24 protein-coding genes and 1 pseudogene are annotated in these 26,659 nt (G+C 62.0%); 16 read left to right on the top strand and 9 right to left on the bottom strand.

What is annotated here, in order from left to right; all coding sequences use genetic code 11:
- Window positions 1-136: 136 nt before the first annotated feature.
- The 3 genes from RLEG4DRAFT_RS18220 to RLEG4DRAFT_RS18210 all read right to left on the bottom strand — a co-directional run bounded on the left by RLEG4DRAFT_RS18220 (window position 137) and on the right by RLEG4DRAFT_RS18210 (window position 3,929).
- Entirely contained in the window at window positions 137-796 is a 660-nt protein-coding gene (locus RLEG4DRAFT_RS18220) for a peroxiredoxin (RefSeq protein WP_003578830.1), read from the bottom strand.
- A 291-nt stretch (window positions 797-1,087) separates the two neighbouring features.
- Window positions 1,088-2,086, bottom strand: coding sequence for a TRAP transporter substrate-binding protein (locus RLEG4DRAFT_RS18215; RefSeq protein WP_003578828.1), 999 nt, complete (start codon window positions 2,084-2,086; stop codon window positions 1,088-1,090).
- Between the two features lie 16 nt (window positions 2,087-2,102).
- On the bottom strand, window positions 2,103-3,929 hold the full coding sequence (locus RLEG4DRAFT_RS18210; RefSeq protein WP_003578826.1) for a TRAP transporter large permease subunit: 1,827 nt from the start codon (window positions 3,927-3,929) through the stop codon (window positions 2,103-2,105).
- A 255-nt stretch (window positions 3,930-4,184) separates the two neighbouring features.
- On the opposite strand from RLEG4DRAFT_RS18210, the gene RLEG4DRAFT_RS18205 reads away from it, so the two are divergent.
- The 6 genes from RLEG4DRAFT_RS18205 (at window position 4,185) to RLEG4DRAFT_RS18180 (ending at window position 13,188) form a co-directional block, all read left to right on the top strand.
- The gene (locus RLEG4DRAFT_RS18205) at window positions 4,185-4,772 is read left to right on the top strand and encodes an ANTAR domain-containing response regulator (RefSeq protein ID WP_037093838.1); all 588 of its coding nucleotides are present in this window, start codon (window positions 4,185-4,187) and stop codon (window positions 4,770-4,772) included.
- A 34-nt stretch (window positions 4,773-4,806) separates the two neighbouring features.
- Complete coding sequence (locus RLEG4DRAFT_RS18200; RefSeq protein ID WP_171898221.1) at window positions 4,807-6,090, top strand: CmpA/NrtA family ABC transporter substrate-binding protein; 1,284 nt, start codon at window positions 4,807-4,809, stop codon at window positions 6,088-6,090.
- A gap of 391 nt (window positions 6,091-6,481) precedes the next feature.
- Window positions 6,482-7,723 carry an MFS transporter gene (locus tag RLEG4DRAFT_RS18195; protein ID WP_003578820.1) on the top strand — a complete coding sequence of 414 codons (1,242 nt, stop codon included), beginning with the start codon at window positions 6,482-6,484 and terminating at the stop codon, window positions 7,721-7,723.
- 17 nt (window positions 7,724-7,740) lie between these two features.
- Entirely contained in the window at window positions 7,741-10,191 is a 2,451-nt protein-coding gene (gene nirB, locus RLEG4DRAFT_RS18190; RefSeq protein WP_003578818.1) for a nitrite reductase large subunit NirB, read from the top strand.
- Window positions 10,192-10,195: 4 nt separating this feature from the next.
- Window positions 10,196-10,531 carry a nitrite reductase small subunit NirD gene (gene nirD / locus RLEG4DRAFT_RS18185; RefSeq protein ID WP_085061911.1) on the top strand — a complete coding sequence of 112 codons (336 nt, stop codon included), beginning with the start codon at window positions 10,196-10,198 and terminating at the stop codon, window positions 10,529-10,531.
- Window positions 10,531-13,188 carry a nitrate reductase gene (locus RLEG4DRAFT_RS18180; RefSeq protein WP_037094665.1) on the top strand — a complete coding sequence of 886 codons (2,658 nt, stop codon included), beginning with the start codon at window positions 10,531-10,533 and terminating at the stop codon, window positions 13,186-13,188. Before nirD ends, RLEG4DRAFT_RS18180 begins: the two co-directional genes overlap by 1 nt.
- Before the next feature lie 24 nt (window positions 13,189-13,212).
- Here the strand turns inward: RLEG4DRAFT_RS18180 and RLEG4DRAFT_RS18175 are convergent, their stop codons facing one another.
- On the bottom strand, window positions 13,213-13,890 hold the full coding sequence (locus tag RLEG4DRAFT_RS18175) for an HAD family hydrolase (protein WP_003578814.1): 678 nt from the start codon (window positions 13,888-13,890) through the stop codon (window positions 13,213-13,215).
- 219 nt (window positions 13,891-14,109) lie between these two features.
- Window positions 14,110-14,427 (bottom strand): hypothetical protein, encoded by a 318-nt coding sequence (locus tag RLEG4DRAFT_RS18170; RefSeq protein WP_003578813.1) that lies wholly within the window; start codon window positions 14,425-14,427, stop codon window positions 14,110-14,112.
- Window positions 14,428-14,627: 200 nt separating this feature from the next.
- Between RLEG4DRAFT_RS18170 and RLEG4DRAFT_RS18165 the strand changes: the two genes are divergently transcribed.
- The 3 genes from RLEG4DRAFT_RS18165 (at window position 14,628) to RLEG4DRAFT_RS18155 (ending at window position 18,025) form a co-directional block, all read left to right on the top strand.
- Window positions 14,628-14,954, top strand: a complete 327-nt coding sequence (locus RLEG4DRAFT_RS18165; protein ID WP_003578812.1) for a hypothetical protein — start codon at window positions 14,628-14,630, stop codon at window positions 14,952-14,954.
- A 156-nt stretch (window positions 14,955-15,110) separates the two neighbouring features.
- Complete coding sequence (locus RLEG4DRAFT_RS18160; RefSeq protein ID WP_003578811.1) at window positions 15,111-16,559, top strand: cryptochrome/photolyase family protein; 1,449 nt, start codon at window positions 15,111-15,113, stop codon at window positions 16,557-16,559.
- A 206-nt stretch (window positions 16,560-16,765) separates the two neighbouring features.
- Window positions 16,766-18,025: an SAM-dependent methyltransferase gene (locus RLEG4DRAFT_RS18155; RefSeq protein WP_003578810.1), complete on the top strand. Its 1,260-nt coding sequence runs from the start codon at window positions 16,766-16,768 to the stop codon at window positions 18,023-18,025.
- On the opposite strand, the gene RLEG4DRAFT_RS18150 is transcribed toward RLEG4DRAFT_RS18155, so the two are convergent.
- Window positions 18,026-18,859 carry an SDR family NAD(P)-dependent oxidoreductase gene (locus RLEG4DRAFT_RS18150; protein WP_003578809.1) on the bottom strand — a complete coding sequence of 278 codons (834 nt, stop codon included), beginning with the start codon at window positions 18,857-18,859 and terminating at the stop codon, window positions 18,026-18,028.
- 100 nt (window positions 18,860-18,959) lie between these two features.
- On the bottom strand, window positions 18,960-19,619 hold the full coding sequence (locus RLEG4DRAFT_RS18145; RefSeq protein WP_171898220.1) for a ChrR family anti-sigma-E factor: 660 nt from the start codon (window positions 19,617-19,619) through the stop codon (window positions 18,960-18,962).
- 225 nt (window positions 19,620-19,844) lie between these two features.
- On the opposite strand from RLEG4DRAFT_RS18145, the gene RLEG4DRAFT_RS18140 reads away from it, so the two are divergent.
- Genes RLEG4DRAFT_RS18140 through RLEG4DRAFT_RS18125 form a run of 4 tightly spaced genes read left to right on the top strand, consistent with a single transcriptional unit; the run spans window position 19,845 to window position 23,080 of the window.
- Window positions 19,845-20,882, top strand: coding sequence for a cysteine synthase A (locus RLEG4DRAFT_RS18140; RefSeq protein WP_003578806.1), 1,038 nt, complete (start codon window positions 19,845-19,847; stop codon window positions 20,880-20,882).
- Window positions 20,883-20,888: 6 nt separating this feature from the next.
- Window positions 20,889-21,626 (top strand): alanyl-tRNA editing protein, encoded by a 738-nt coding sequence (locus RLEG4DRAFT_RS18135; protein ID WP_003578804.1) that lies wholly within the window; start codon window positions 20,889-20,891, stop codon window positions 21,624-21,626.
- Window positions 21,627-21,644: 18 nt separating this feature from the next.
- Window positions 21,645-22,514, top strand: coding sequence for a 3-mercaptopyruvate sulfurtransferase (gene sseA, locus RLEG4DRAFT_RS18130; RefSeq protein ID WP_003578802.1), 870 nt, complete (start codon window positions 21,645-21,647; stop codon window positions 22,512-22,514).
- A 5-nt stretch (window positions 22,515-22,519) separates the two neighbouring features.
- Window positions 22,520-23,080, top strand: a complete 561-nt coding sequence (locus tag RLEG4DRAFT_RS18125; protein ID WP_003578801.1) for a GNAT family N-acetyltransferase — start codon at window positions 22,520-22,522, stop codon at window positions 23,078-23,080.
- A gap of 29 nt (window positions 23,081-23,109) precedes the next feature.
- Here RLEG4DRAFT_RS18125 and RLEG4DRAFT_RS40910 read toward each other — a convergent pair.
- Window positions 23,110-23,303: pseudogene (locus RLEG4DRAFT_RS40910) on the bottom strand (hypothetical protein).
- A gap of 98 nt (window positions 23,304-23,401) precedes the next feature.
- On the opposite strand from RLEG4DRAFT_RS40910, the gene RLEG4DRAFT_RS18115 reads away from it, so the two are divergent.
- The gene (locus tag RLEG4DRAFT_RS18115) at window positions 23,402-23,917 is read left to right on the top strand and encodes a DUF1203 domain-containing protein (RefSeq protein ID WP_003578800.1); all 516 of its coding nucleotides are present in this window, start codon (window positions 23,402-23,404) and stop codon (window positions 23,915-23,917) included.
- Window positions 23,918-23,927: 10 nt separating this feature from the next.
- On the opposite strand, the gene ald is transcribed toward RLEG4DRAFT_RS18115, so the two are convergent.
- Window positions 23,928-25,046, bottom strand: a complete 1,119-nt coding sequence (ald, locus tag RLEG4DRAFT_RS18110; protein WP_003578799.1) for an alanine dehydrogenase — start codon at window positions 25,044-25,046, stop codon at window positions 23,928-23,930.
- Between the two features lie 156 nt (window positions 25,047-25,202).
- Here ald and RLEG4DRAFT_RS18105 point away from each other — a divergent pair, with 156 nt between their 5' ends.
- Complete coding sequence (locus tag RLEG4DRAFT_RS18105) at window positions 25,203-25,664, top strand: Lrp/AsnC family transcriptional regulator (RefSeq protein WP_003578798.1); 462 nt, start codon at window positions 25,203-25,205, stop codon at window positions 25,662-25,664.
- 71 nt (window positions 25,665-25,735) lie between these two features.
- Window positions 25,736-26,614 carry a DMT family transporter gene (locus RLEG4DRAFT_RS18100; RefSeq protein WP_003578797.1) on the top strand — a complete coding sequence of 293 codons (879 nt, stop codon included), beginning with the start codon at window positions 25,736-25,738 and terminating at the stop codon, window positions 26,612-26,614.
- Window positions 26,615-26,659: the final 45 nt, after the last annotated feature.

Raw genomic sequence — 26,659 nt, 5'->3', positions numbered from 1 at the left:
GTGCGCGGCTGTTTGCGTCCGGAATTGCGCAAAAGCACGGCGCAGCGGAGCGACATTCTTCAAGAAAAGACTGCACGAAAAAAGCCGCCGGGCCAATGGGCCGCGGCGGCTTCGGAAACGGGCTTGAAACCAGCGATCAGGCCGTCGGCTGCTTAGTCTTGCGGAGATAGGGCAGAACCGTATCGAAGGAGCCGAAACGCGTGATCGCGTCTTCGTTGGAAACCGCGGCGGTGATGATGACGTCCTCTCCCTGGCTCCAGTTTGCCGGTGTCGCCACCTGATGCTTGGCGGTCAGCTGGATGGAATCGATGGCGCGCAGGATCTCGTTGAAATTCCGGCCCGTCGTCATCGGATAGGTGAGGATCAGCTTGATCTTCTTATCGGGACCGATGATGAAAACCGAACGCACCGTGGCGTTGTCGGCGGGCGTGCGGCCTTCCGAGCTCTCGCCGGCACCGGCCGGCAGCATGTCGTAGAGCTTGGCGACCTTGAGGTCCTTGTCGCCGATCAGCGGATATTCGACGTCGAAGCCGGTGGCGGTCTTGATGTCGTTCTTCCACTTGGCATGGCTTTCCACAGGATCGACGGAGATGCCGATGATCTTGGCGCCACGCTTGGAAAAGTCCCCCGCCAGGCTGGCCATGGCGCCGAGCTCGGTCGTGCAGACAGGCGTGAAATTCTTCGGATGCGAGAACAGCACCGCCCAGCCGTTGCCGATCCAGTCATGGAAGCTGATCGGTCCCTGCGTGGTGTCGGCGGTAAAATCGGGGGCAATATCGTTGATGCGTAAGCTCATGGTCGGCCCTCCAAAGCCTTGTGTTAAATCTTGTTCGTCTCAAATCGCGGCCATGGGGTCCGTCCGCCGGAAGCGGTCGCTGGATTGCGGTCGTCAGGATCGCGCCGGCCGAAGGAAAAAACGTCCCATCCCAGGATTTTCAGTAGCCGATATAGCACGATAACCGAAGGCATGCTCTTTCGATTTCAGGCCTGCAGCGGCATTATTTTTTTGCCGACGCACCCACGCGATGAAAGGGCGATGTTTCCATCAACCCTTTCAAAAACAGCAGGGCCGCCACCCTCCCCCGCGTCACGCCGCCTGAACGGTTTTGATCCTGTCGATGCCGCCGACAACCGGCGCGAAATCAGCCCAGACGCCCCGCGCGCCCTTCTGCCATTCCTCGAAGGCTTCCGGCTTCAAGAGCTTTCCGCCATGGCCAAGCGCCGTCTCGACGGACTTCACTTCGTCGTCGACGATCAGCTGGTTGAAGTAGGCAGCCCCGTCGCTGGAAGCCTGCTGGAACGCTGCCTTCTGCTCGTCATTCAGGCCGGCCCAGAAGGTCGAGGCATAATAGATGACGCCAGATGCCCAGATGTGGCCGGTCTCGGTCATATCGGGCACGACCTCATATAGTTTGAAGCCGGCATAGGCCGATTTGGTCAGGTCCATCGCGTCGGCAACGCCGGTTGCGAGCGCATTGTAGGTCTCGGTGATCGGAATGCCAATCGGCGTCGTGCCGAATGCGCTCCACAGCTTGGTGTGCAGCGGGCTCTGGATGACACGGATGCGCTTGCCCCTGAGCTGCTCCGGCCGCGTCACCGGTTCCTTGGTCAGGAGATGACGGGCGCCGTAATTGATGAAATCGCCGACGACGAAATTCTGCGCCTGCAGTTTCTGCTTGAGATCGGAGCCGACGTCACCGCCGACGGTCCGGCGCACATGGTCGGCATCTCGGAAGAGGAAGGGCAGATCGAGGATCTGCAGTTCGGGCGCCCAGCCGGAAAGCGACGAGACCGTCGAGAGGCTGGCCTGGATCGAGCCGAGCCGCACGCCCTCGGCCACCTCCTTCTCGCCGCCCAGCGCGCCGTTCCTGACGATGTTGAACTTGAACTGGCCAGGAAGCTTGGCTTCCACAAGTTCGCCGATTTTCGTCCAGATCTTCGTTTCCGGCTTGTCGTCACCAAGCAGCGAGGCGATCGTGATCGTCGTCGTACGGGCGGCGGCCTCACGCACGAAGACGGGGGCTGCCAGTGCCGCACCAGCGAGCGCTGCGGTCTGCAGGAAATTGCGTCGGTTGAAATTGTCCATGGGATTGTCCTGTTCGTTAGAAAATGATGGCCCAGGCGCAGAGGATTGCGAGCGAGACCAGAAGGGCGAGCAGATAGGGAACGACAGCCCGGAAGAGCTCTGAGGCGGGGATGCGGGTGACGCCGCTGACGACGAAGATCAGCATGCCGAGCGGCGGCGTCAGTCCGTGGATCATCAGGTTGACGACGATAATCACGCCGAACTGGATGGGATCGATACCGGCGGCAACCGCTGCCGGCAGCAGGATCGGACCGAAGAGCAGGATCGCGGCGCCGATGTCGAGAACGAGACCGACGGCGAGCAGAATAACGTTGGACAAAAGAATGACGGCAAGCGCGCTGCCGCCGAGCGCCGTCGTCAGATGCGAGATCAGCCCGGACACGTCATCGACGGCGAGGAGGAAGGCGAAGGGGCCGGCCGCGCCGATCAGCAGGCCGATCGCCGCCGCCTCGACCGCTGCCTGGCGGAAGGCGGTATAGAGCGAAAGGATGCCGAGACGGGCGCCGATGCCGAGCAGCAGCGTGTAAAAAGCGGCGAGCGCTGCCGCCTCTGTCGTGGTGACGATGCCGATGCGGATGCCGACGACGACGATGACGCCGAGCCCGAAGGCCGGGATTGCCTGGACCGCCGATTGCCAGCGCTGTCTCGCGGTTGCGCGCGGCAGGGGCGCCTGCTCGCACACGGTCAGATGGATGGCGACTGCCAGGCATAGGGCCATCAGCCCGCCGGCAAAGAAACCGCCGACCAGCAGCGCGCCGACGGAAAGATTGGTCGCCGAGGCAAGGATGAGAAAGGCGATCGACGGCGGGATGATATTGTCGAGAACCGATGTCGCGGCGATGATTGCTGCCGCCTGCGCCGGGGGATAGCCGTGTTTGACCAGTTCGGGCTGGAAGGTCGAGGCGCCGAAGGCGGCATTGGCGACCGAGGAGCCGGAGGCCCCAGAAAAGAGGACGCTGGTCAAAAGCGTCGTCTGCGCCAAGCCGGCCCGGCGATGACCGACCACAGCTGCGGCGAAGCGCACGAGCTGATTGGCGACGCCGGACACCGTCAGCAGACCGCCGGCGAGCAGGAAGAAGGGAATGGCAAGCAGCAGGAACTTGGAGATGCCGGTGACGGTGGAGGAAACGATCGCCGGCTCCGGCAGACTGCTACCGAAGGCGATGGCAACATAGGCAGCAGCAAGAAAGGCATGCGGCAGCGGTGCGGCGAGCACGAGGCCCAACGCCGCGATCAGCCCAAGGAAAATGCTCGGCGGCCAGTCGAGATCAAGCGAGATATATGGGATGCCGGCATAGAGCGCGACGCCGAGGGTCAGCGAAAGAGCAATCGCAAGAACCTTGCCTTCGGCGATGCGCTGCAGAAACAGCACGATGAGGATCAGCGCGCCGCCGGCTCCGAGAAAGCCGAAGCGGATCCATTCCGCCAGACCGAGCGTCGGCGAGATGCCGCCGAGCATCGTCATGATCTCGCTGCCGCCGAAGGCGAGGATCAACGCCGAAAGCACGGTAAAGACATCGGCGCCGATTCGCGTCACCTTCTGCAGGTTTTCCGGCAGCATCCTGACGAAAACGTCGAGGCGCATCGCAAGCGCGCTGTTGAGGCTGAGCGGCGCACCGAGGGCGATCAGCGCCACATGCAGCCAGATGCCGAGATCCTCGGCGCCGATGAAGCCGGTGCCGAAGAAATAGCGCAGGCAAACGGTCACGAGCACCATGAAGAGCAGCACGGCGAGCACGAGCGCTGCGGCAACGCCGAGCACCGCCTCGATCGCCCGCAGCGCTCGCGCCGCGACTCCGTTATCCCTGGCCCGCTCGATCGGATGAAATTCGCTGGTGGCCAATAAATCTGCCTTCTGCCCGAGGATCTGGCGCTGCCGACCTCAAAAAGATGGAGGTCGAAAGCGTCACGCCTTTTCGCCGAAACCGAGCGCTTCCTCAAGCACCAACGGGCTCGAAAATGCGCTGCCGACGCCAGTCGCCTCGTTGGGAGAAGCCTGAAACTGCGGCAAATGATTATTTTTTAGGCCTGTCAGTTTCTGCACATTTTTGAGGCGCAAACCTTGCTAAAATTGCTGCGGTGCGTCATGAATATAACCATGAAGCATCTCGATCTGACGATTCTGGTGATCGACGAAAATGCCATTCGCGCCTCCATCATTGAAGAGGGGCTGCGCGAGGCAGGGCATGCGCGCGTCACCGTGGTGCATGAGGTCAACGGCATCGCGCGGACCATCGAAACCTTGATGCCCGACGTCATCATCATCGATATCGAGAACCCCAACCGCGACATGATGGAGCATTTGTTCCAGCTGACGCGCACGGTCAGCCGGCCGATCGCCATGTTCGTCGACCGCTCCGACACGGCTTCGATCGAGGCTGCCGTCGATGCCGGCGTCTCGGCCTATATCGTCGACGGATTGAAGAAGGAACGCGTCAAACCGATCCTCGACACGGCCGTCAGCCGCTTCAATGCCTTCAGCCGGCTGCGGCGGGAGCTTGCCGATGCCCGCTCCGCGCTGGAGGAACGCAAGCTCATCGAGCGCGCCAAGGGCATATTGATGAAGATGCGCGGCCTGTCCGAGGAAGAGGCCTTCGCCCTGCTGCGCCAGACGGCGATGAACGAAAAGAAGAAGATGTCGGAAATCGCCCAGAGCGTTGTCACCGCAGCGGGACTTTTGATGTAATGGCCGCCCTGGCGATTGTCCGGAGGAAACCGGAGTGGATATGATGACGAACACCGCCAGTTCCAGCGGCGGGCTGCCCTCGCCCGCACGCGTCAACAATGAAGGGCCGAAAGTGCTGCGGGCCGGCTTCATTCCGCTCGTCGATGCATCGGTGCTGATTGCGGCGGCGGAATTCGGCTTCGCGCGGAGGGAAGGCCTGACACTCGATCTCGTCAGGGACGTCTCCTGGGCGAATGTGCGCGACCGCCTGGCATTCCGCCAGTTCGACATCGCCCACATGCTGTCGCCGATGCCCGTCGCCTCCATGCTCGGTCTTGGCTCCAATCCCTCGCCGACGATCACGCCATTTTCGCTGGGGCGCGGCGGCAACGCGATCACGCTGTCGACGCGGCTCTTCGATAGGATGCGGAATGACGTGGGATTGCCGGAAACGGCAAGCGCGCTCGACAATGCCCGCGCCCTCGCAAAAACCTTGGCGGCAATGAAGGCCCGCGGCGAGCCGCTGCCGACCTTCGGGGTCACCTATCCTTTCTCCTCGCACAATTACGAATTCCGCTACTGGCTGGCAGCCGGCGGCATCGATCCCGACAAGGATGTCAAGCTCGTGGTCGTGCCGCCGCCAATGACTTCGGATGCGCTGGCAGCCGGTGCGATCGACGGCTTCTGCGTCGGCGCGCCGTGGAACATGGTCGCTTCGGAGCGCGGTCTCGGCCGCATCGTCGCCGCCAAACACGATATCTGGCCGTCGGCACCTGAAAAGGTGATCGGCATGCGGCCGGACTGGGCGGAAAGCCATCCGGAAACCGTTTCCCGGCTGATCGTGGCGCTCGACGCGGCAGCCCAGTGGTGCGACCGGCCGGAAAATCACGATGCGCTGGGGGCAGCTCTTGCCGACCCGCGCTATATCGCTGCCCCCGTCGAAATCATTCGCCGTGTGCTCGCTGGCGAATTCAGCCTCGACGCAAAGGGCAACCGCCGCATCATCGCCGACTATTTCATGTTCCATTCCGGCTTCGCCAATTATCCCCGGCCAAGCCATGCGCTTTGGATCTACAGCCAGATGATCCGCTGGGGACAGGCCGAGATCAGCCTTAACATGGCAAGGGCCGCAGCATCTGCTTACCGCCCGGATCTCTATCGCGCTGCTCTGGGTGACGACAACGCACCAGACGATGCGGATATCCGCATCGAGGGCAATACCGACGGCGACCGCTTCATGGACGGCCACGTCTTCGATCCGACGGCACTGCCGGACTATGTCGCGAGCTTTGCCGTCAAAAGCGCCCTGCCCTTCGCTTCCCATAGCGATGAGACCTGATCATGCCGGCCTGCACAAAACGCCAGCAAGTTCCACGCCCGCGATCACCGCAACGCACAAAAGATTTGCAGGTTTCTTGGCAGCCGCAAAAACGTGCAGACAGCGTTATCTTGAAAACTCCATTTCTGTTCAAATACTTAATGCGACGACACAAAACTGGCACGCAGTTTGCAGGGCTATTGATGCACAGATCAATGGCGATCCGCGCAGTATGAAGGCGCAATAGGCGCTCCAGAAGACCACGAATTCGGCGTCCAACGGCGGGCGCCACCAGCAAAGCCGCTGATCAGGATATTTCGCGCACCTCGTGCATGCGCGTCCTGACCAGCGGCTTTTTGTTTTTCACCCCCAGCGATGGATCGGCGCGACCTTGACGCGCCACGGAGAAGCCATGTCTGTCATCGAGAAAACGCAGCCCATGTCCGCCGGCGAACCCGCCAAAGCACTGTGGATCTCCACGGTCGCCTTTACCCTCTGTTTCGCCGTCTGGACGATCTTTGCGATCATCGGCATCCGCATCAAGCAGGAGCTCGACCTCAACGAGGCAGAGTTCGGACTGCTGATCGGCACCCCGGTCCTCACTGGCTCGCTCGTGCGCATCGTCCTCGGTATCTGGACGGGGCGTTACGGCGGCCGTCTCGTTTACACGCTGACGATGCTTGCCGCCGCAGTGGCGACTTTCCTGCTCTCCTACGCCCACACCTATACGCAGATGCTGATCGCCGGCCTCGGCGTCGGGCTTGCCGGCGGCTCCTTCGCGGTCGGCGTCGCCTATGTCTCGCCTTTCTTCCCGGCGGAAAAGCAGGGAACGGCGCTCGGCATCTTCGGCGCCGGCAATGTCGGCGCGGCCGTGACCAAATTCGCCGCTCCCTTCGTGCTGCTCGCCTGGGGCTGGCAGGCGGTTGCCGAGATCTGGGCCGTCTGTCTGGCGCTGATGGCGATCGTCTTCTGGTTCACCACCACTGATGATCCGGCCTTCCGCCTTCGCCGTGAGCGTGGCACCGCCTCCAAGAGCCTCGCTCAGGAATTCGCGCCGCTGCAGAACGTTCAGGTCTGGCGCTTCTCGCTCTACTATTTCTTCGCCTTCGGCGGCTTCGTCGCCCTGTCCTTGTGGCTGCCGCGTTATCTGGTCGGCGTCTACGGCTTCAACCTGGAAACTGCCGGCATGGTCGCGGCCGCCTACTCCATCCCGGGCAGCATCTTCCGGGCCTTCGGCGGCGTGCTGTCGGACAAGAAGGGTGCACGCAGCGTCATGTATGCGATGTTTGCCGTGTCGGCCGTGGCCACCCTCATCCTGTCGTTGCCGTCTGCGACCATCACACCGGTGATCTTCATCGCCGTCATCTTCGTGCTCGGCTTCTTCATGAGCCTCGGCAAGGCTGCCGTCTACAAGCACATTCCAGCCTACTATCCCGAAAGCGTCGGCGCCGTCGGCGGCATCGTCGGCATGATGGGCGGTCTCGGCGGTTTCATCCTGCCGATCGCTTTCGGCCTCCTCAAGGACATGACCGGCCTTTGGTCCAGCTGCTTCCTGCTGCTCTTCGCGATCGTCGCGATCTCGATGATCTGGATGCACCTGTCCGTAAAGCAATTGTCGCGCCAGGGGCACTCGGCGCCTGTGGCTGCAACCTGATCCAAGGACCTGTAAATATGACCGAAAAACTCGTTATCATCGGCAATGGCATGGCGCCCGGGCGCATGCTGGAGCACCTGTTCGAGCACGCCCCCGGACGCTATGAAGTCACGATCTTCAATGCCGAGCCGCGCGTCAATTACGACCGCATCATGCTGTCGCCGGTTCTCTCCGGGGAAAAGGACTACGAGCAGATCATCATTCACGGTGACGGCTGGTACATCAAGCACGGCATCATGCTCTACAAGGGCCACAAGATCGTCAACATCGATCGTGAAGCCAAGACGGTCACCTCCGATCATGGCGTCACCGAAAGCTACGACAAGCTGGTGATCGCCACCGGTTCGGTTCCCTTCATCATTCCGGTTCCGGGCAAGGATCTGCCTGGTGTCATCACCTATCGCGATCTCGACGACGTGCAGGCGATGCTGCTTGCCGCCCAGTCGCGCGAAAAGGCCGTCGTCATCGGCGGCGGCCTGCTTGGCCTCGAAGCGGCGGCCGGCCTTGCCCAGCGCGGGATGGACGTCACCGTGCTGCATGTCATGCCGACGCTGATGGAGCGCCAGCTCGATCCCGCCGCCGGCTACCTCTTGCAAAAGGCGGTCGAGGAACGCGGCATCAAGGTCATCTGCAAGGCCAATACCAAGGCAATTATCGGCAACGGCAAGGTCGAGGGTATTGAGCTTGACGACGGCCGCATCATCCCGGCAACGCTCGTCGTCATGGCCGTCGGCATTCGTCCGAGTGTCGGCCTGGCCAAGGATGCCGGCCTTGCGGTCAATCGCGGCATTGTCGTCGATGCCGGCATGCAGACCTCGGACGGTGATATCTTTGCGCTCGGCGAATGCGCCGAGGTCGGCGGCATGGTCTACGGTCTCGTCGCGCCGCTTTACGAGATGGCCCGCATTGCCGCAGCCCATCTTTCCGGCGATCGCTCGCCGGCTTTCGTTCACGCCGATACGCCGACCAAGCTGAAGGTCACCGGCATCGAGCTTTATTCACTCGGCGATTTCGCCGATGGCGACGATCGCGAGGAGATCGTGCTGCGCGATGCCAGCGCCGGCGTCTACAAGCGCCTGGTGCTGAAGGACAACAAGATCATCGGCACCGTGCTTTACGGCGAGACCGCCGACGGCGCCTGGTTCAATGACCTGAAGAAAAAAGCGACCGATATTTCGGAGATGCGCGAGACGCTGATCTTCGGACAGGCCTATCAGGGAGGGTCGCCGCTGGACCCTATGGCGGCCGTTGCAGCCTTGCCGGATGACGCGGAGATTTGTGGCTGCAACGGCGTATGCAAGGGAAAGATCACTTCGACGATATCAGGCAAGGGGCTGACGTCGCTCGACGACGTGCGCGCCCATACCAAGGCATCCGCCTCGTGCGGCTCCTGCACCGGCCTCGTCGAGCAACTGATGGCGCTGACGCTCGGCGACAGCTACAATCCGGCTGCCGTACAGCCGATGTGTACCTGCACCGAACTCGGCCATGACGATGTTCGCCGGCTGATCAAGGCCAAGGGTCTGAAGAGCATCCCTGCCGTCATGCAGGAATTGGAATGGAAGACCTCCTGCGGCTGCGCCAAGTGTCGGCCGGCGCTCAATTATTACCTCGTCTGCGATTGGCCGGATGAATATGCCGACGACTACCAGTCGCGTTTCATCAATGAGCGCGTCCACGCCAACATCCAGAAGGACGGCACCTATTCCGTCGTTCCGCGCATGTGGGGCGGCGTCACCAACTCGAACGAGTTGCGCGCCATTGCCGATGTCGTCGACAAGTTCGAGATCCCGATGGTCAAGGTGACCGGCGGCCAGCGCATCGACCTGCTCGGCATCGAGAAGGAAGACCTGCCTGCCGTCTGGGCCGATCTCGGCAAGGCCGGCTTCGTCTCCGGCCAGGCCTATGCCAAGGGTCTGCGCACGGTGAAGACCTGCGTCGGCTCGGACTGGTGCCGTTTCGGCACGCAGGATTCCACCGGCCTCGGCATACGCATCGAAAGATTCATGTGGGGCTCCTGGACGCCGGCCAAGCTGAAGATGGCCGTCTCCGGCTGCCCGCGCAACTGCGCCGAAGCCACCTGCAAGGATATCGGCGTGATCTGCGTGGATTCCGGTTTCGAGATCCATTTCGCCGGTGCCGCCGGTCTCGACATCAAGGGCACCGAGGTGCTCGGCCTCGTGAAGACCGAGGACGAGGCGCTGGAGCACATCGTGGCACTGACGCAAATGTATCGCGAGCAGGCCCGCTACCTCGAGCGCATCTACAAATGGGCCAAGCGCGTCGGCCTTGACGAAATCCGCCGCCAGATCATGGGTGATGCCGAAAAGCGCAAAGCCTATTACGAGCGCTTCGTCTTCAGCCAGAAATTTGCCCAGGTCGATCCCTGGTCGGAGCGTGTCTCCGGCAAGGACAAGCATGAGTTCAAGCCGATGGCGACGATCGGCTATCCGCAGGCAGCTGAGTAAGGAAATGGACATGAACTGGATCTCAATCGGTGACATCTCCGAAATCCCCTTGCGCGGTGCACGCTGCGTGAAGACGCCGCAGGGCAAGATCGCCGTCTTCCGCACCGCCGAAAACGAAGTTTTCGCCATCGAAGATCACTGCCCACACAAGGGCGGCCCGCTCTCGCAGGGCATCGTCCATGCCAAGGCGGTCACCTGCCCGCTGCACAATTGGGTGATCTCTCTCGAAACCGGCAAGGCGCTCGGTGCCGACCAGGGCGAGGTGCGGACCATACCCGTCCGCAACGAGGACGGCGCCCTCTTCATCGCCCTGGAAAGCCTCCTGATGGCGGCTGAATGATGGCGGCTGAGGTCAAGACCACCTGCCCCTATTGCGGCGTCGGCTGCGGCGTGATCGCCACGGTCGACGACGCAGGCGCCGTCAGCGTCAAGGGAGATCCCGAGCATCCGTCGAATTTCGGCCGGCTCTGCTCGAAGGGGTCGGCGCTTGCCGAAACCATCGATCTCGACGGCCGGCTGCTTTATCCCGAAATCGCCGGTCAACGCAGCGGCTGGGATGAGGCGCTCGATCTGGTCGCCCGACGTTTTTCCGAAACGATTGCCGAACACGGGCCTGATTCCGTTGCCTTCTATGTCTCCGGCCAGTTGCTGACCGAGGATTATTATCTCGCCAACAAGCTGATGAAGGGCTTCATCGGCTCGGCCAATATCGACACCAATTCACGGCTCTGCATGTCCTCGTCGGTCGCCGGGCATCGCCGCGCCTTCGGCGCCGATACGGTGCCGGGGACCTATGAGGATATCGAACTCGCGGATCTGGTGGTGCTCACCGGCTCCAACCTCGCCTGGTGTCACCCCGTCATCTACCAGCGGCTGGCCGCTGCAAAGGCAGCGCGGCCCAGCATGCGGATCGTCGTCATCGATCCGCGCCGGACGATGACATGCGACATTGCCGACCTGCATCTGGCCATCCGCCCCGACGGCGACGTCGCGCTGTTTATGGGACTGCTTGCCCATCTCGCCACAAGCTCGTCAATCGACCAGAATTATATCGCCTCCCACACCGAAGGTTTCGCCGGCGCCTTTGCTTCAGCCGCAGCACTCGATATCAACGATTTGCTGGAACGGACCGGCCTGCCGGCCATGCAGATCCGCGAATTCTTCCGGCTGTTCGAAACGACGCCGAAAGTCGTGACCTGCTACAGCCAGGGCGTCAACCAATCCTCCTCCGGCACCGACAAGGTCAATGCCATCCTCAACTGCCACTTGGCGACCGGCCGCATCGGCCGCCCAGGCATGGGACCGTTTTCGCTGACCGGCCAGCCAAACGCCATGGGTGGACGCGAAGTCGGCGGTCTCGCCAATATGCTTGCCGCCCATATGGCGATCGAAAATGCCGATGACCGCGACCGTGTGCAGCGCTTCTGGAAATCGCCGGTCATCGCCGCAAAACCCGGCCTGAAGGCCGTCGATATGTTCCGCGCTGTGGCCGACGGGCGCATCAAGGCGCTCTGGATCATGGCCACCAATCCCGTCGTGTCGATGCCGGACGCCGACAGCGTCGAAAGCGCCATCGCCGCCTGTCCGTTCGTCGTCGTCTCCGATATTCTGAGAGAGACGGATACGGCCCGGCACGCACAGGTGCTTCTGCCCTCGCTCGGCTGGGGCGAAAAGGACGGCACCGTCACCAATTCCGAACGGCGCATTTCCAGGCAGCGGCCGTTTCTCGAGCTCCCCGGCGATGCCAGGGCCGACTGGTGGCAGCTTGCCGAGGTCGGACGCCGCATGGGTTTTGCCGCCGGCTTCGATTTCGATGCGCCGGCGGAAATCTTCGCCGAACATGCTGCCCTCTCCGCCTTCGAAAATAGCGGCAGCCGCGATTTCGACATCGGCGCCCGCGCCGGCATGACCGACGACCTCTATGACGCGCTGTCGCCCTTTCAGTGGCCGCAGGCTGCAGGGACCGCCCCTGGCGTCACCCGCTTCTTTGCCGATGGCGGTTTCTACCATCCCGATGGCAAGGCGCGCTTCGTCGCGGTGGAAGCGCCGGCTACCGATCGCACCAATGCCGATTTCCCCTTCACGCTGAATACCGGGCGCATTCGCGACCAGTGGCACACGATGACGCGAACCGGAAAGAGCGCGCGGCTGTCTGCCCATATTGCCGAGCCCTTTGCGGAGATCCATCCGCGCGATGCGATCGAGACCGGCATATCAAGCGCCGGCCTCGTCGAGATCGACAGTCCGCATGGCAAAGCCATCGTCCGGGCGCTGGTGACCGATCGCCAGGCGCGCGGCGGCATCTTTGCGCCGATGCACTGGAACGACCAGTTTGCGGCAAAAGCGCGGATCGACGCCGTGGTCGCACCGATAACCGACCCCGTTTCCGGTCAGCCGGCATCGAAGAACGTTGCCGTCGCCGTCCGGCCCTTCCGGGCGACGCATTACGGTTTCGCCGTCTCGGCGGCAAAACCCGCGGCGCCTGACGCAGCCTATTGGGCGCTGGCGAAAGCTGACGGCGGCTGGCGGCTGGAGCTTGCCTTCACCGAGGCCGTCGAAGACTGGACGGCCTGGTGCCGCGCGACCTTCGCCATTCCTGATGAGATCGAGCCGCTCGGTTATGCCGACCGGCAATCCGGCGACCTCAGGCTCGCCTTCTTCGACGGCGAGGTGCTGCTCGCCGCGCTGTTCCTCGCCCGCGAGCCGGTCGCCGTCGCACGCAACTGGGCGATCTCCCAGCTCTCTGCCGCCCACGGCGATTTGAGGAAACGCTTTGCGCTGGTTGCAGGTCGTCCGGGGGCCGGCAGACCGGATCCGGGCGCCACCGTCTGCTCGTGCTTCAGCGTCGGGGTCAATCAGATCGCGGCCGCCGTGCGCGGCGGATGCCACAGCGTCGAGGCGGTCGGCAAGGAAACGAGCGCCGGAACCAATTGCGGCTCCTGTCGCGGCGAAATCGGCAGGATCATCGATCGCTGTCTTGCCGCAGCCGCGGAGTGAATGCGCAAGGCGGACTGGCCGGTGTCAGGCCGCTTTGGGGACGATAAACATCTTATGGTCGGCTGAGATGCGGACCGAGATCTCGTCATAGGACGAAAGGGTCGGATGCGTCGTCTCCATCTTCTGGTGATGGGTTGCCGTCACGACCATGACATCGGCGCCCGCCGCCTCGCCGGCGGTGATGCCGGCGGCGACATCCTCGAACACCAGGCAGTCGTGCGTGCTGACGCCGAGGCGTTCGGCGCCCAAGATATAACATTGCGGATCGGGTTTACCGACCTTGACGTCCTCGGCCGTCACCATGAATCTCGGCAGCGGCAGACCTGCCGCCTCCAGCCGCCGATGGGCAAGACGCAGCGGCGATGAGGTGACGATCGCCCAGCGATCCGGCGGCAGCGCACTCAGAAATGCCGCAGCGCCTGAAATGGCAACGACATCGCCGACATCGGCAATTTCCGCCTCGGTCACCAGCTTGGCTTCATGTTCGGGATCGACGCCGGGCAGGTTCAGGCGGGCGATCGTGTCGATGCCGCGCGATCCATGCATCTTCGGCAAAAAGTCGGCGACATCCAGCCCCTGACGCCTTGCCCAATCGCCCCATACACGCTCGGCGGCACGGATCGAATTGAGGATGGTGCCGTCCATATCGAACAGGAAGGCGGCATAAGGCTTCTCGAAGCCGCGGGGCATCGGCAGGGACAAAGGCGGATCCTTTAAGGAAGAGCATCGGATGGTTGTCGGTAAAGCGTGTGACATCAAATTTGGTTCGTGCGACGCGCTTCAGCTCGTTGTTAGCATGCATGTCGTTATCCCGGAACCGCTGCACACTTCCGGACGACAGGCATTATCGCCCGATGAAACGGCAAATCACTGCCTTTTGCAAGCTTCGGGAGATGAGGTTACGCCTCCAAAGCTGCCGTCCTAGAACGCCGCTGTGCCGGAAGTGGCCATCAGATCGCAGGAGAGGCGAAGACCGATCTGGTCATGGCACAGTTCATCGGCGCCGTCGGCAAGCACCAGTGCGGCCGGGGCGTCGGCACGCAGATAGGCCTGTGTTGTCGGATCGACGCGCATTGGGACAGCGGTCCACAACGAGGGGCGGCTGACGTCAATCGCCGATATACCGGTCTTTTCGCTGCCCACGGCAGAGGACGCGATTGCCATGCCGCTTGCCGTCAAAACGAGTGCAAGCGCAATCTGCAGACCGAGATCGGCGGCCTCGCGAGGGGAAACGAACATAGCGGCCTCATGCTGCTGAATTTTAGCCTTTCATCATGCCACTAAGGCAGGCAGCGGCGGCGATCCAGCGGCTTCGGCCGTTAAGGTTTATGCGTAACCATGCAATGCCCGCGTGCAAGTTTTTCGCGAATTTCGGAACAATGATTCCCGCAGGTGGTTACACCGGGGTCATCCAAGATGAAAATCAAAGGAGGATTCTCATGACAAAATCCCTTATTGCCGCTTCGCTGCTGGCGCTCAGCATGGCATCGTCGGCCTTTGCCCAGTCGAACCCCGATCCTGTCGGGCCGACCAATGGCGGTTCGACCGATCCGAATTCGGGTAACTATTCATCCGATTACACCAATAGTGACAACGGCATCCACCCGATGGCGGTTTCGCCAGTCGACCCGACGACGACACAGAGCATCGGCCAGCCGCAAACCTTGGATTGCCCCGGCATGCCGCAGCAAATGTCCGGCGTCGATACGCGTGGCGGCCAGAGCGGCGCCTCGATCAGCGAAGCCTGCCGTGAATACGACAACTGACAGGCAGTGTTGACTTCAAAACATGTCGCGCAAAGCGCGCCACTGGAAAAGGCCGGTTCATCCCGGCCTTTTTCATGTCACGGCAGCCGATGAAACTTTTGATCCGGACGTTGCGTACATCCGTAGCAGCTTGAAAGAACTGAAGGGACGGTCTTATTGGCAAAGAGGGCGGCAAATCCGGTCATTCTCTGGTTTCGCAAGGATTTGCGCCTTGACGACAACCAGGCTCTCAACGCCGCTCATCTCTCGGGGCGGCCGGTCATCCCCCTCTATATCAGCGAGCCCGCCGCAGGTGCCGGTCCGCTCGGTGCCGCGCAGGCCTGGTGGCTGCATCATTCGCTGGAAGCGCTCGACAGGGCGCTGCGCAAGCGTCAGGGACAGCTGGTGCTGGCAAGCGGCGAGGCGCTCGAGGTGCTTCGCGCTTTCATCAGCGAGAGCGGTGCCGCAGCGGTCTTCTGGAACCGGCGCTATGATCCCTCCTGCACAACTATCGACATACGCATCAAGCACGAATTGAAAAAGCAGGCGATCGAGGTGAGAAGCTTCGGCGGCCAACTGCTGCACGAACCTTCCCGGCTGATGACCGGCAGCGGCACACCCTATCGCGTCTATACGCCATTCTGGCGGGCGCTGGAGGGCGCGGGCGAACTAGCGCTACCGCTGGAGGCGCCGGTGAAACTGCAGCTGGCAGCGCAGCTTCCGAAATCGGAAAGGCTGGAGAGCTGGAAACTGCTGCCGACGAAGCCGGACTGGGCGAGGGATTTTGGTGATCTCTGGACGCCAGGCGAGCAAGGCGGCCGGGATAAGCTCCGTGCCTTCGTCGAGGACACGCTCGACGGCTATAGGGAAAACCGCGACTATCCGGCGAAGCAGGCAACATCGATGCTGTCGCCGCACCTGGCGCTCGGCGAGATCTCCCCTGCCCGCATCTGGGATGCGACACGCGGTCTGTCGAAACGGGTGCCGGCGGCCGATATCGTGCATTTCCGCAAGGAGATCGCCTGGCGCGAATTCTCCTATCACCTGCTTTTCCATTTCCCTCGCCTTGCCTCCAGCAACTGGAACGATCGTTTCGACGGCTTTGAATGGCGCAATGCCGATGAGGATTTCGAGGCGTGGTGCCGGGGGCTGACCGGCTACCCCATCGTCGATGCCGGCATGCGCCAGCTCTGGCGCCATGGCTGGATGCACAACCGGGTGCGCATGATCGTCGCCTCTTTCCTCATCAAGGATCTGATGGTCGACTGGCGCCGCGGCGAGGCCTGGTTCCGCGACACGCTTGTTGATGCCGATCCCGCCAACAATGCGGCCAGCTGGCAGTGGGTGGCGGGCTCGGGAGCCGACGCCTCGCCGTTCTTCCGGATCTTCAATCCGGTGCTGCAAGGCCAGACCTTCGATCCGGACGGCGATTATGTCAGAGCGCATGTGCCGGAGCTTCGAGAACTCGCGGCAAAATACATCCATCGGCCGTTCGAGGCACCGAAGAGCATGCTCGACGAGGCAGGCATCACGCTTGGTCAAACCTATCCGAGACCGATCGTCGACCACGCGAGCGCGCGCAACCGGGCGCTCGCTGCTTACAAGGCCACAAAGGATGTTGCATGAATGCGCGCGTCCGTCCCGCTACGCCCGTCCTTTTGGACGCGTAAAGGCGCTGAAATAGAGTGAACCGCAGTTATAATCTTATCTTAAATCAGTTCCGATTTGAGCAATTATACAGTAGCCTTCGATGTAATCGCCGGGGGGCGGCCGCACGTATATTACAGGGCTTCGTCGTCCCAAACCGGCAAGAAAATGCTGGAGGAGGAGAGATGGGCAAGGCGCAGGACTGGAATCTGCTGGCTCGTGATGCGGTGACGCTGACGGCCGAAAACATGTCCCGCATGGTGAAGGGGCTTCCCTTCAAGGCAAAGCTCGCTCTGCGCGGCCTTCTGCACATGCAACACGGGTCGCTCGCCGTGACCCTGCCCGACGGCCGCAGACTGTTGGTCGAAGGCAAGATGGCCGGGCCAAAGGCAGCACTGAGCCTTCACAACTGGAACCTCGCCTATCGGGCGCTGACAAGCGGCACGATCGGGGTTGCCGAAACCTATATGGACGGCGACTGGGACAGCCCTGACATCGCCGCCTTCCTCGAGCTCTTTCTCGTCAACGGCGAGGCAGCCTTCAGCTATGCGCATGGCAAGGGCGGCCTTGGCCGCCTCGTCGAGCGCGTCCGCCATTGGATGAACGCCAATACCAAGACGGGCTCGAAGCGCAACATTTCCGCCCATTACGATCTCGGCAACGATTTCTACAGGCAATGGCTGGATCCGAGCATGACCTATTCCTCGGCCCTCTATTCCACCGGGGCCAATGATCTGCAATCGGCCCAGAACGCCAAATACCGCGCTCTCGCCGAGGCGACCGGCATCGGGCCAGGCGATCACGTTCTGGAGATCGGATGCGGCTGGGGCGGTTTTGCCGAATTCGCAGCAGGCGAGCTGAACTGCAAGGTGACGGGACTGACGATCAGCCGCGAGCAGCTCGCCTTTGCGCAGGAGCGCATCCGCAACGCCGGCCTCGACGACCGCGTCGAATTCCGCTTCCAGGATTACCGCGACGAGACCGGGCTCTATGACCGGATCGTCTCGATCGAAATGTTCGAAGCCGTCGGTGAGAAATACTGGCCGTCCTATTTCGCCAAACTCAGGCAATGTCTGAAGCCGGGCGGCAAGGCCGGCCTGCAGATCATCACCATCAGTCCGGAATCCTTTGACCAGTATCGCGGCAATCCCGACTTCATTCAGAAATATGTCTTTCCCGGCGGCATGCTGCCGACGCGCAATCACTTGGCCGAACTCGCCGGCAAGGTCGATCTGTCACTGGTCAAGGATTTCGGGTTCGGGCTCGACTATGCCCGAACGCTTGCCGAATGGCGCGAGCGCTTCTGGTCGGTCTGGGAACGCATCCGCCCGATGGGTTTCGACGAGCGTTTTAAGCGGCTCTGGGAGTTCTATCTGTTCTATTGCGAGGCCGGTTTCCGCGCCCGCAATATCGATGTACGCCAGGTGGTGTTCTCGCGCCGGTGATCATTCCGCCAGATGCGGCGTCACCGGATGGTGACCCGCCGATGGCGGCCGCTCCCGCCAGCCGGTGACGCGGTTCACCAGCGGAAAATAAGCGCCATAGGGCAGCAGGCGCGCCAGCTTCAGCATGGTGGCGACGCGCTTCGGGAACGCGATCTCGAAAGCCTGCGATTTCAGCCCGGCGGCAATCTGCCGGGCGGCCTCCTCGACCGACACCAAGGCTGACATCGGAAAGGCGTTTTTCCCAGTCGCCGGCGTATCGAGAAAACCCGGGCTGACCAGCTGGATGCGGATGCCTATCTTGTCGAGATCGAATTTCAGGCTTTCGGCCATATTGATCAGCGCCGCCTTGGTGGCGCCATAGGCAGCACCCGTCGGCAGGCCGCCATAGCCGGTGACGCAGGAGACGATGGCAATCTGCCCCTGCCCTTTCGCCTTCATATGATTGACCGCCGGCAGCAGACAGTTGACGACGCCGGAAAGATTGACGGCAAAGCTTCTGTCGAAATCGGAGCGGTTCAGATCCTCGGCATGAACAGGCAGGTAAACGCCGGCATTGAGGATCGCCATGGCAAGCGTGCCATGTTCATATTCGATGGAGGCCATGACATGTTCCATGTCCTCGGCATCGGTGACGTCGCCGTCGAGAACGACAATGCTGCCGGAAAGGCCGCTTGCCTCGGACTGCAGCTCGACCAGCTTTTCATGGCTTCTGGCGGTGACGGCGACCTTGTATCCCTCGCCGGCAAGCTTCAGCGCAAGCGCCCGGCCGATACCGGAACTCGCCCCGGTGATCCAGACGATCCCATGTTCGGGACGGGCGATGAAATCACGCATGACATGTTCCTCCGGGTCTGCCTGACCAACACGAAAACAGGTCCGGAAGTTCCTCTACCTCTCCCGGATTTATGGCTCTATCACACCATTGTGGCTGCTTTCAGCCGATCAGGTCGCCGATCATCTGGCGAAGGGATCCGGTCAGCTTCACCGGCCCGTCCGAAACGGCAAAGGCGATGCAGGGCCGGTCCTCTTCGGCGACCGGCCGGTGGTCGATCGTCTCGTCGGCAATGGAGATGTCGCCGGGGCCGAAACGGCCGCGCTCATCGTTGAAGGCGCCGTCGAGAATGAGGATCAGTTCCATGCCTTTGTGGGTGTGCGCCGGCAGCGCGCGGCCAGGGCGGATCCACATCAGGTTGACCTCGCAGCCGTCGATATCGAGGCAATAGTCCTTGAAGCCCGGCAACCGTTTGCGCCAGGGCACGTCCTCAACCTCGAAGCCGACGAAATCGCGCAACGCCTGGGGAAACAGCGTGTTTTCCGGCCGCGCGGCCGCCCGTGACGCCGAGACCGGCGCGGCAGAGGAAAAGATTGCCTGAAGCCGCCGGTCGCGGTTCTCAATGGCGGTTTCAGGCGCGCTTTCAAGCGCCTCCCCGGCCAGCAATTCGAGGCTGGCCACCAGGCTGCGATTGTCGGGCTTCATTTCAAGATGGGATCGTACGAGCACCCGCGCCGGCTCGGGCAAGGAGCCGGCGACATAATGCGCCATCAATGCATCGATCGTGTCGATCTGCTCGTGAATCATGCCGGTTTCGGTCACGCCCTGTTGCCGCGCTCCGTTGTCGCTTTGTCGTCATCCGTACGGGGAAAGTCAATCTTCGGATCACCCACGCATGGCGGGATTGCGGGCGATGCGTCATTTCGGGGGACTAAGGCCAAATTTTATCGTGCCCGACAGCGGCGTGGAATAGCATTTCTTGCCAACTCAGCCTTGTGAAGGGAAAAGACCGTTCCTAAAGTAAGAGTTCGAATAGAGGCAGATTCCATGACCTTCCACCCTTCCGTCCTCGAAGCCATCGGCAATACGCCCTTGATCAAACTCAAGGGCGCCTCAGCGGCGACCGGCTGCACCATCCTCGGCAAGGCGGAGTTCCTCAACCCCGGCCAGTCGGTGAAGGATCGTGCCGCGCTCTACATCATCCGCGACGCGGAACGGAAAGGGCTGCTTCGGCCCGGCGGCGTTATCGTCGAAGGCACGGCCGGCAATACCGGCATCGGGCTGACGCTGGTCGCGAAAGCGCTCGGCTACCGCACCGTCATCGTCATCCCGGAAACGCAGAGCCAGGAAAAGAAGGACGCGCTGAAACTGCTCGGCGCCGAGTTGGTCGAAGTGCCCGCCGTTCCCTACAAGAACCCGAACAATTATGTGAAGGTCTCCGGGCGGCTCGCCGAGCAGTTGGCGAAGACTGAGCCGAACGGGGCGATTTGGGCAAACCAGTTCGACAACGTCGCTAACCGGCAGGCGCATATCGAGACGACGGCAAAAGAAATCTGGAACGATACCGACGGCAAGGTCGACGGTTTCATCTGCTCCGTCGGTTCCGGCGGTACACTGGCCGGCGTCGCCGCTGGCCTCAAGGCTTTCAATAAGGACATCAAGATCGGCATTGCCGATCCCGATGGCGCGGCACTTTACGAATTCTACCAGAATGGCGCGCTGAAATCCGAGGGATCGTCGATCACCGAGGGCATCGGCCAGGGCCGCATCACCGCCAATCTCGAAGGCTTCACACCCGATTTCTCCTATCGGGTCTCCGATGCCGAATCGCTACCCTATCTCTTCGATCTCGTCGAGAACGAGGGGCTTTGCCTCGGCGGCTCGACGGCGATCAACATTGCCGGCGCAGTCAAACTCGCCCGGGATCTCGGCCCCGGCCACACGGTGGTGACGATCCTCTGCGACTACGGCAACCGCTACCAGTCAAAACTCTTCAACCCGGATTTCCTGACGTCGAAGGGGCTGCCCGTTCCGGGCTGGATGGCTAGGTCGCCCGAGATCGACGTTCCCTACGAACCCGCGTGAGACCCCATGCCCGTCAATGCGCTTTATCGTGACGATTTCTATCTCTCGACATGCGAGGCGGTCGTCACCGCCGTTCATGACGACGGGGGCATTGAACTCAACCAAACCTGCTTCTATGCGACGTCAGGCGGCCAGCCTGGCGATACCGGCGAGCTTGAACGCGCCGATGGCACTAAGATCACGCTCGGCCAGACGAAGCATGGTCCGAGCAAGGATATCGTCATCCATGTGCCGCTCGAAAACGAGCCGCGGCCTGTGGTCGGCGAGACGTTGGTGCTGCATGTCGACTGGCAGCGCCGTTACAGGCTGATGCGCATGCACACGGCCTGCCATCTGCTCTCCGTCGTTTGCTCCTATCCGATCACCGGCGCTGCTGTCGGCGAGGAGGAAAGCCGCGTCGACTTCGACATGACCGAGACGATCGACAAGGACGCGGTCACCGCCAGGCTGATGGAGCTGGTCGGTCAGAACCATCCGGTCTATCTGCAGTGGATCACCGACGAGGAACTTGAAGCCAACCCCGATATCGTCAAATCGAAGAATGTGCGCCCGCCGATCGGGCTCGGGCGCGTCAGCCTCGTCTGCATCGGCGAGAACTCGTCGATTGACAGCCAGCCCTGCGGCGGCACACATGTCTCCGAAACACAGGAAGTCGGCCAGATTCACATCGCCAAAATCGAAAAGAAGGGCAAGGAGAACCGGCGCTTCCGCATCCGTTTCGGCACGCCCGGCGACGAAGCCTGACCATCAAGGGAGATCATCATGAGTGAGACCAAGAGCCGTTTCGTCGTCTCGGCCGACTGGCTGCAGGCCGAGCTCGGCAAGCCCGATCTGCGGGTGCTGGACGCCTCCTTCTATTTGCCTGCGCAAAAGCGCGATGCCGATGCCGAATATGCGGCCGGCCATATTCCCGGCGCCATCCGTTTCGACCAGGACAAGATCGCCGACCATTCGACATCGCTGCCGCACACGATCCCCTCGCCCGATTATTTCGCCGCCGAAGTCGGCCGGCTCGGCATCAGCGAGAACGATCGGATCGTCGTCTATGACGGCATCGGTGTGTTCGCCTCGCCGCGCGTCTGGTGGCTGTTCCGGGTGATGGGCGCAAAGAACGTCTTCGTGCTCGACGGCGGTCTCGACGGCTGGAAGGCTGAAGGCCGTCCACTTGAAACCACGACCCCCAACCCTGCGCCGGCGACCTTTAGGCCTGACTTCGACGAGAGCCGCGTGGTGACGCTCGATACGATGCGCGACATCGTCTCCAGCGGCGCGATGCAGATCGCCGACGCCCGCAGCGCTGGCCGCTTCGCCGCCGCCGAGCCCGAGCCGCGCGCCGGCATGCGCTCCGGCCATATGCCCGGCGCCCGCAGCCTGCCCTCCGGCACCTTCGCCAACCAGGGCCGGTTCAAGTCGCTGCCCGAACTGCGCCAGACGATCGAAGACGCCGGCATCGATCTTTCCAAGCCCGTCGTCACCTCGTGCGGCTCAGGCATAACAGCCGCGATCATCACGCTGGCGCTGGAATCGCTCGGCCATCACGACAACAAACTCTATGACGGTTCGTGGAGCGAATGGGGCAGCCGTGACGATACGCCCATCGTCACTGGTCCGCCGACACCGGTTAAAGCCTGATCGCCATGGGGAAGACACCCGCTTCTTTGAAAGCTCACATCACGCGGCTCGAAATGACGGCGGCGCCGAAGGCGAGCATGCCGGTGCCGGTCAATATCCAGACGGCGATCATGCGCGCGCCTGCGATCCCGCTGCCCTTCTATCGCTACCTCTACCGGCAGGTCGGCGCGCGCTGGCAATGGGTGGATCGGCTGCGGATGAGCGACGAGCAGCTTAGCCAGACGCTGAACGACAAGCGCAACAATATCAGCGTCCTCTATGTCAACGGCGCGCCCGCCGGCTTCTACGAATATTTCTGCGAGGACGAGGATATGATCGAGCTCAGCCATTTCGGCCTGATCGAACATGCGCTCGGCCTTGGCATCGGCAAATGGTTCCTGCTGCAGGCGCTCTACGCCATCTGGACGCTCAATCCGAAGCGGGTGGTCACCACCACCAACAATCTCGACCATCCGCGCGCGCTGCAGCTCTACCAGATGTTCGGCTTCTCCCCGGTGTCCACAGGCACCGGCATCGTCCGGCCGCTGAGCGACAAGGAACTGTTGGAGCTGGCGCGGAAAGGTTGACGGATTCTCGTCCGACGTGGATGGAACGGCTAACGCTGCGTCAGACTGTTCGGGCGGCGCGGATCGTTGCGGCGCTCGAAATCGAGCGGCGGCCCGACTGCTCCTTCAACTCCGCCACCTCCCGGCGCAAGGCTCTCAGCTCTTCCAGTATTTCTGCATTCTGTTGCGCCAACAGCGCGAGGTCGACTTCGGCCAAGGGGCTTCTCCTTTCGCCAAGCAGCATCTCACGAAGAATAGCCGCGGATTTCCCAGACGCAAGAAACGGGTGGCTTGGGCGATGGTCCAGGTGCAACTTCATGGCGATCATCAAGGAGATTTGCCATGACCGCCATTCGTTTTATCGCCATGCCGACTGCCGATGCTGAAGCCCTCTGGAACGGCGGCCGCGACGCCTATGACAATCTGCCGGAGATGGTGGTTTCCGACGGTGACGGCAACCCTTGCCGCCACTGCTTGAGGAATATCGAAGAAGGTGAGGAGTTCCTGGTTTTCGCCTACCGGCCGTTCCCCGCGCTGCAGCCCTACGCCGAAACCGGTCCGATTTTCCTGCACAAACAGCCCTGCCGGCGTTATGCCGCCGAAGAGATCCAGCCGCCGATGCTGGCGATGAGCCCCGATTTCATCGTCCGCGGTTACAGCGAGAGCAATCGCATCGTCTATGGCACCGGTGCGGTGGCCGAGATCGCCGATATTCCGACCTATGCCGGGACACTGCTGGCACGGCCGGAGATCGCTTATGTCCATGTGCGCTCGGCACGCAACAACTGCTTCCAATGCCGGATCGACAAGGTAAAGGCGCCGGCCTTTGCGGAGACCGGCGCCCTCACCTCACCTTGAGTGAGGCAACTTACGCTACGTTCAGCACGCTCTCCGGCGCGAAGGCCTCGTAGCCGAGCGCCTCGGCGACCGGCTTGTTGGTGATACGGCCCTTATGCACATTGAGGCCGTTCCTCAGATGCTTGTCTTCGGCGATGGCGCGCAGGCCGCGATCGGCAAGCGCCAGACCATGGACCAGCGTCGCATTGTTCAGCGCGTGCGCCGAGGTGACCGGCACGGCGCCCGGCATGTTGGCGACGCAATAATGCACCACGCCGTCGACTTCGTAGGTCGGATCGGAATGGGTCGTTGCATGGGAGGTCTCGAAGCAGCCGCCCTGGTCGATGGCGACGTCGACGATGACGGAGCCCTTCTTCATGCCGGACAGCATCTCGCGGGTGACCAGCTTCGGCGCGGCAGCACCGGGGATCAGCACGGCGCCGATGATGAGATCGGCCGAAAAGACCTCCTCTTCCAATGCCTGGATGCTGGAATAACGCGTGTGGACGCGGCCAGCGAAGATGTCGTCGAGCTGACGAAGACGTGGCAGCGACCTGTCGAGGATGCTGACATCGGCGCCGAGGCCGGCGGCCATTCTGGCCGCATGCAGGCCGACGACGCCGCCGCCGATGACCGCGACCTTGCCTGGCAGCACGCCCGGCACGCCACCGAGCAGGACGCCGAGGCCGCCATTGGCCTTCTGCAGGGCAGTCGCGCCCGCCTGGATCGACAGGCGGCCGGCGACCTCCGACATCGGCGCCAGCAGCGGCAGGCCACCGCGCTCGTCGGTCACCGTTTCATAAGCGATCGCGGTGACGCCGGAGGCGATCAGACCTTTGGTCTGTTCGGGATCGGGCGCCAGATGCAGATAGGTATAGAGAAGCTGACCGTCGCGCAGCTGCGCCCATTCGGAAGGCTGCGGCTCCTTCACCTTGACGATCATGTCGCATTTTTCGAAGATATCCTTGGCGGAGGCGGCGATCTTCGCGCCAGCCGCGGCATAGGCGGCGTCATCGGCGCCGATGCCAGCGCCCGCCTTGGTCTCCACCCAGACCTCGTGGCCATGGGCGACGTATTCGCGCACCGAAGCCGGCGTCAGGCCGACGCGATATTCATGATTCTTGATTTCCTTCGGGCAACCGACACGCATTGGCGTTCCTCTCATGTCATCTCCGCAATTGCGGATCTCCTCAGACACTGAATCCAACCACCAAGGCCGCGAAATGTCCTTGCAAAGACGATTTGCGAAGACGCGATTTTTCGGCGATTATTGTGCTCGTTCCCCCTTTCTTCGAAAGTTCTTCGAATGGCCGATCTCGATACCATCGATCTTGCTATTCTCAAGGCATTGCAGGCCAATGCCCGCATCACCAATGCCGAGCTTGCCGAGAAGATCGGGTTATCGCCTTCGGCCTGTTCGCGCCGGCTCGACATTCTGGAGAGAAGCGGCGTCATCGACGGTTATCATGCGCGGCTTTCGCACAAGGCGCTCGACTACAAGATGATCGCCATCGTGCATATCTCGCTCTCCGGCCAGTTCGCCAAAACGCTGGCGGAATTCGAGGCGGCGGTGAAGCTCTGCCCGAACGTGCTCGTCTGCTACCTGATGTCGGGCGAATACGACTATATCCTCAGGGTCGCCGCCCGTGATCTCGAAGACTATGAGCGCATCCACCGCGACTGGCTGTCCGCCCTGCCCCACGTCGTCAAGATTAATTCGAGCTTTGCCCTCAGAGAGATCATCGACAAGCCGAATGTCGGGCTTTGAGCCCTTGCATCTTTGCCGAAAGCCTGCCCAGACTTCCATGCGCGCGGGCGTTTCCCGCTCAATGGCACGTCATGACATCGAAGACCCAAGGCTATATTTTCGCTCTCTCGGCGCTCACCATCTTTTCGCTGCAGGACGCCATCTCGAAACATCTGGCAGCAACCTATCCGCCGATCTTCGTGACGATGATCCGCTACTGGGCCTTCGCGCTTTTCACAATCATCCTCGCTTCGAAGATGCGCGGCGGCATCAAGGCGACGGCCCGCACCAAACGCCCCCTCCTGCAAGTGACGCGCGGCGTGCTGCTTGCGGTCCAGGTGGTCCTGGCCATCACCTGTTTTGCCGTGATCGGCCTTGCCCGCTCACAGGCAATCTTTTCCGCGACGCCGATTCTGATCGCGCTGTTGGCGATGCCGATCCTCGGCGAGCGGGTCGGGTGGCGGCGGTGGGCAGCGATCGGCGCCGGACTTTTCGGCGTGCTGCTAATCCTGAAGCCGGAAGGCGAATTTTTCGACGTGAAGTTGCTTCTCGCCGTCACCTCCTGCTTCAACTTCGCCTTCTACGTCATCGCCACCCGCCTCGTCAGCCGCGATGATTCGTCGATGACCAGCTTCTTTTATACCGGCGTCGTCGGCGGTGTGACGATGACGCTTATCGGGCCGTTCTACTGGAGCTGGATGTCATCAGCCGACTGGGGCTGGATGGCGCTCGTCTGCATAACCAGCATTTCCAGCCATTATTTCCTGATCCGCGCCTACGATATTCTCGATGCCGCCGCCGTCCAGCCGCTGACCTATCTGTCACTTGTCTACGCCTCGATCATCGGCATGGTGATTTATGGAGAAACGCTGAGCTTCAACATGATCGTCGGCTCGGTCATCGTGGTCGCCGCCGGTATCTTCACGGTCTGGCGCGAGCATGTGGTCGGGCGCAGGGCCGCAGCCAATTGACAATTCGATGCAATTTTAGCCAAGCCCCTAAAACCATTTCAATTT

The sequence above is a fragment of the Rhizobium leguminosarum bv. trifolii WSM2297 genome (assembly GCF_000271845.1).
Note: the sequence above shows the minus strand (reverse complement) of the source record. Positions and strands in the feature narration are given on the sequence as shown.

Excerpts from the sequence above, each read along its gene's own strand:
- RLEG4DRAFT_RS18220 (WP_003578830.1), bottom strand. The coding sequence starts at position 796 with ATGAGCTTACGCATCAACGATATTGCCCCCGATTTTACCGCCGACACC.
- RLEG4DRAFT_RS18215 (WP_003578828.1), bottom strand. The coding sequence starts at position 2,086 with ATGGACAATTTCAACCGACGCAATTTCCTGCAGACCGCAGCGCTCGCT.
- RLEG4DRAFT_RS18205 (WP_037093838.1), top strand. The coding sequence starts at position 4,185 with ATGAAGCATCTCGATCTGACGATTCTGGTGATCGACGAAAATGCCATT.
- RLEG4DRAFT_RS18195 (WP_003578820.1), top strand. The coding sequence starts at position 6,482 with ATGTCTGTCATCGAGAAAACGCAGCCCATGTCCGCCGGCGAACCCGCC.
- nirB (WP_003578818.1), top strand. The coding sequence starts at position 7,741 with ATGACCGAAAAACTCGTTATCATCGGCAATGGCATGGCGCCCGGGCGC.
- nirD (WP_085061911.1), top strand. The coding sequence starts at position 10,196 with ATGGACATGAACTGGATCTCAATCGGTGACATCTCCGAAATCCCCTTG.
- RLEG4DRAFT_RS18180 (WP_037094665.1), top strand. The coding sequence starts at position 10,531 with ATGGCGGCTGAGGTCAAGACCACCTGCCCCTATTGCGGCGTCGGCTGC.
- RLEG4DRAFT_RS18170 (WP_003578813.1), bottom strand. The coding sequence starts at position 14,427 with ATGTTCGTTTCCCCTCGCGAGGCCGCCGATCTCGGTCTGCAGATTGCG.
- RLEG4DRAFT_RS18165 (WP_003578812.1), top strand. The coding sequence starts at position 14,628 with ATGACAAAATCCCTTATTGCCGCTTCGCTGCTGGCGCTCAGCATGGCA.
- RLEG4DRAFT_RS18155 (WP_003578810.1), top strand. The coding sequence starts at position 16,766 with ATGGGCAAGGCGCAGGACTGGAATCTGCTGGCTCGTGATGCGGTGACG.
- RLEG4DRAFT_RS18150 (WP_003578809.1), bottom strand. The coding sequence starts at position 18,859 with ATGCGTGATTTCATCGCCCGTCCCGAACATGGGATCGTCTGGATCACC.
- RLEG4DRAFT_RS18140 (WP_003578806.1), top strand. The coding sequence starts at position 19,845 with ATGACCTTCCACCCTTCCGTCCTCGAAGCCATCGGCAATACGCCCTTG.
- RLEG4DRAFT_RS18135 (WP_003578804.1), top strand. The coding sequence starts at position 20,889 with ATGCCCGTCAATGCGCTTTATCGTGACGATTTCTATCTCTCGACATGC.
- sseA (WP_003578802.1), top strand. The coding sequence starts at position 21,645 with ATGAGTGAGACCAAGAGCCGTTTCGTCGTCTCGGCCGACTGGCTGCAG.
- RLEG4DRAFT_RS18125 (WP_003578801.1), top strand. The coding sequence starts at position 22,520 with ATGGGGAAGACACCCGCTTCTTTGAAAGCTCACATCACGCGGCTCGAA.
- RLEG4DRAFT_RS18115 (WP_003578800.1), top strand. The coding sequence starts at position 23,402 with ATGACCGCCATTCGTTTTATCGCCATGCCGACTGCCGATGCTGAAGCC.
- ald (WP_003578799.1), bottom strand. The coding sequence starts at position 25,046 with ATGCGTGTCGGTTGCCCGAAGGAAATCAAGAATCATGAATATCGCGTC.
- RLEG4DRAFT_RS18105 (WP_003578798.1), top strand. The coding sequence starts at position 25,203 with ATGGCCGATCTCGATACCATCGATCTTGCTATTCTCAAGGCATTGCAG.
- RLEG4DRAFT_RS18100 (WP_003578797.1), top strand. The coding sequence starts at position 25,736 with ATGACATCGAAGACCCAAGGCTATATTTTCGCTCTCTCGGCGCTCACC.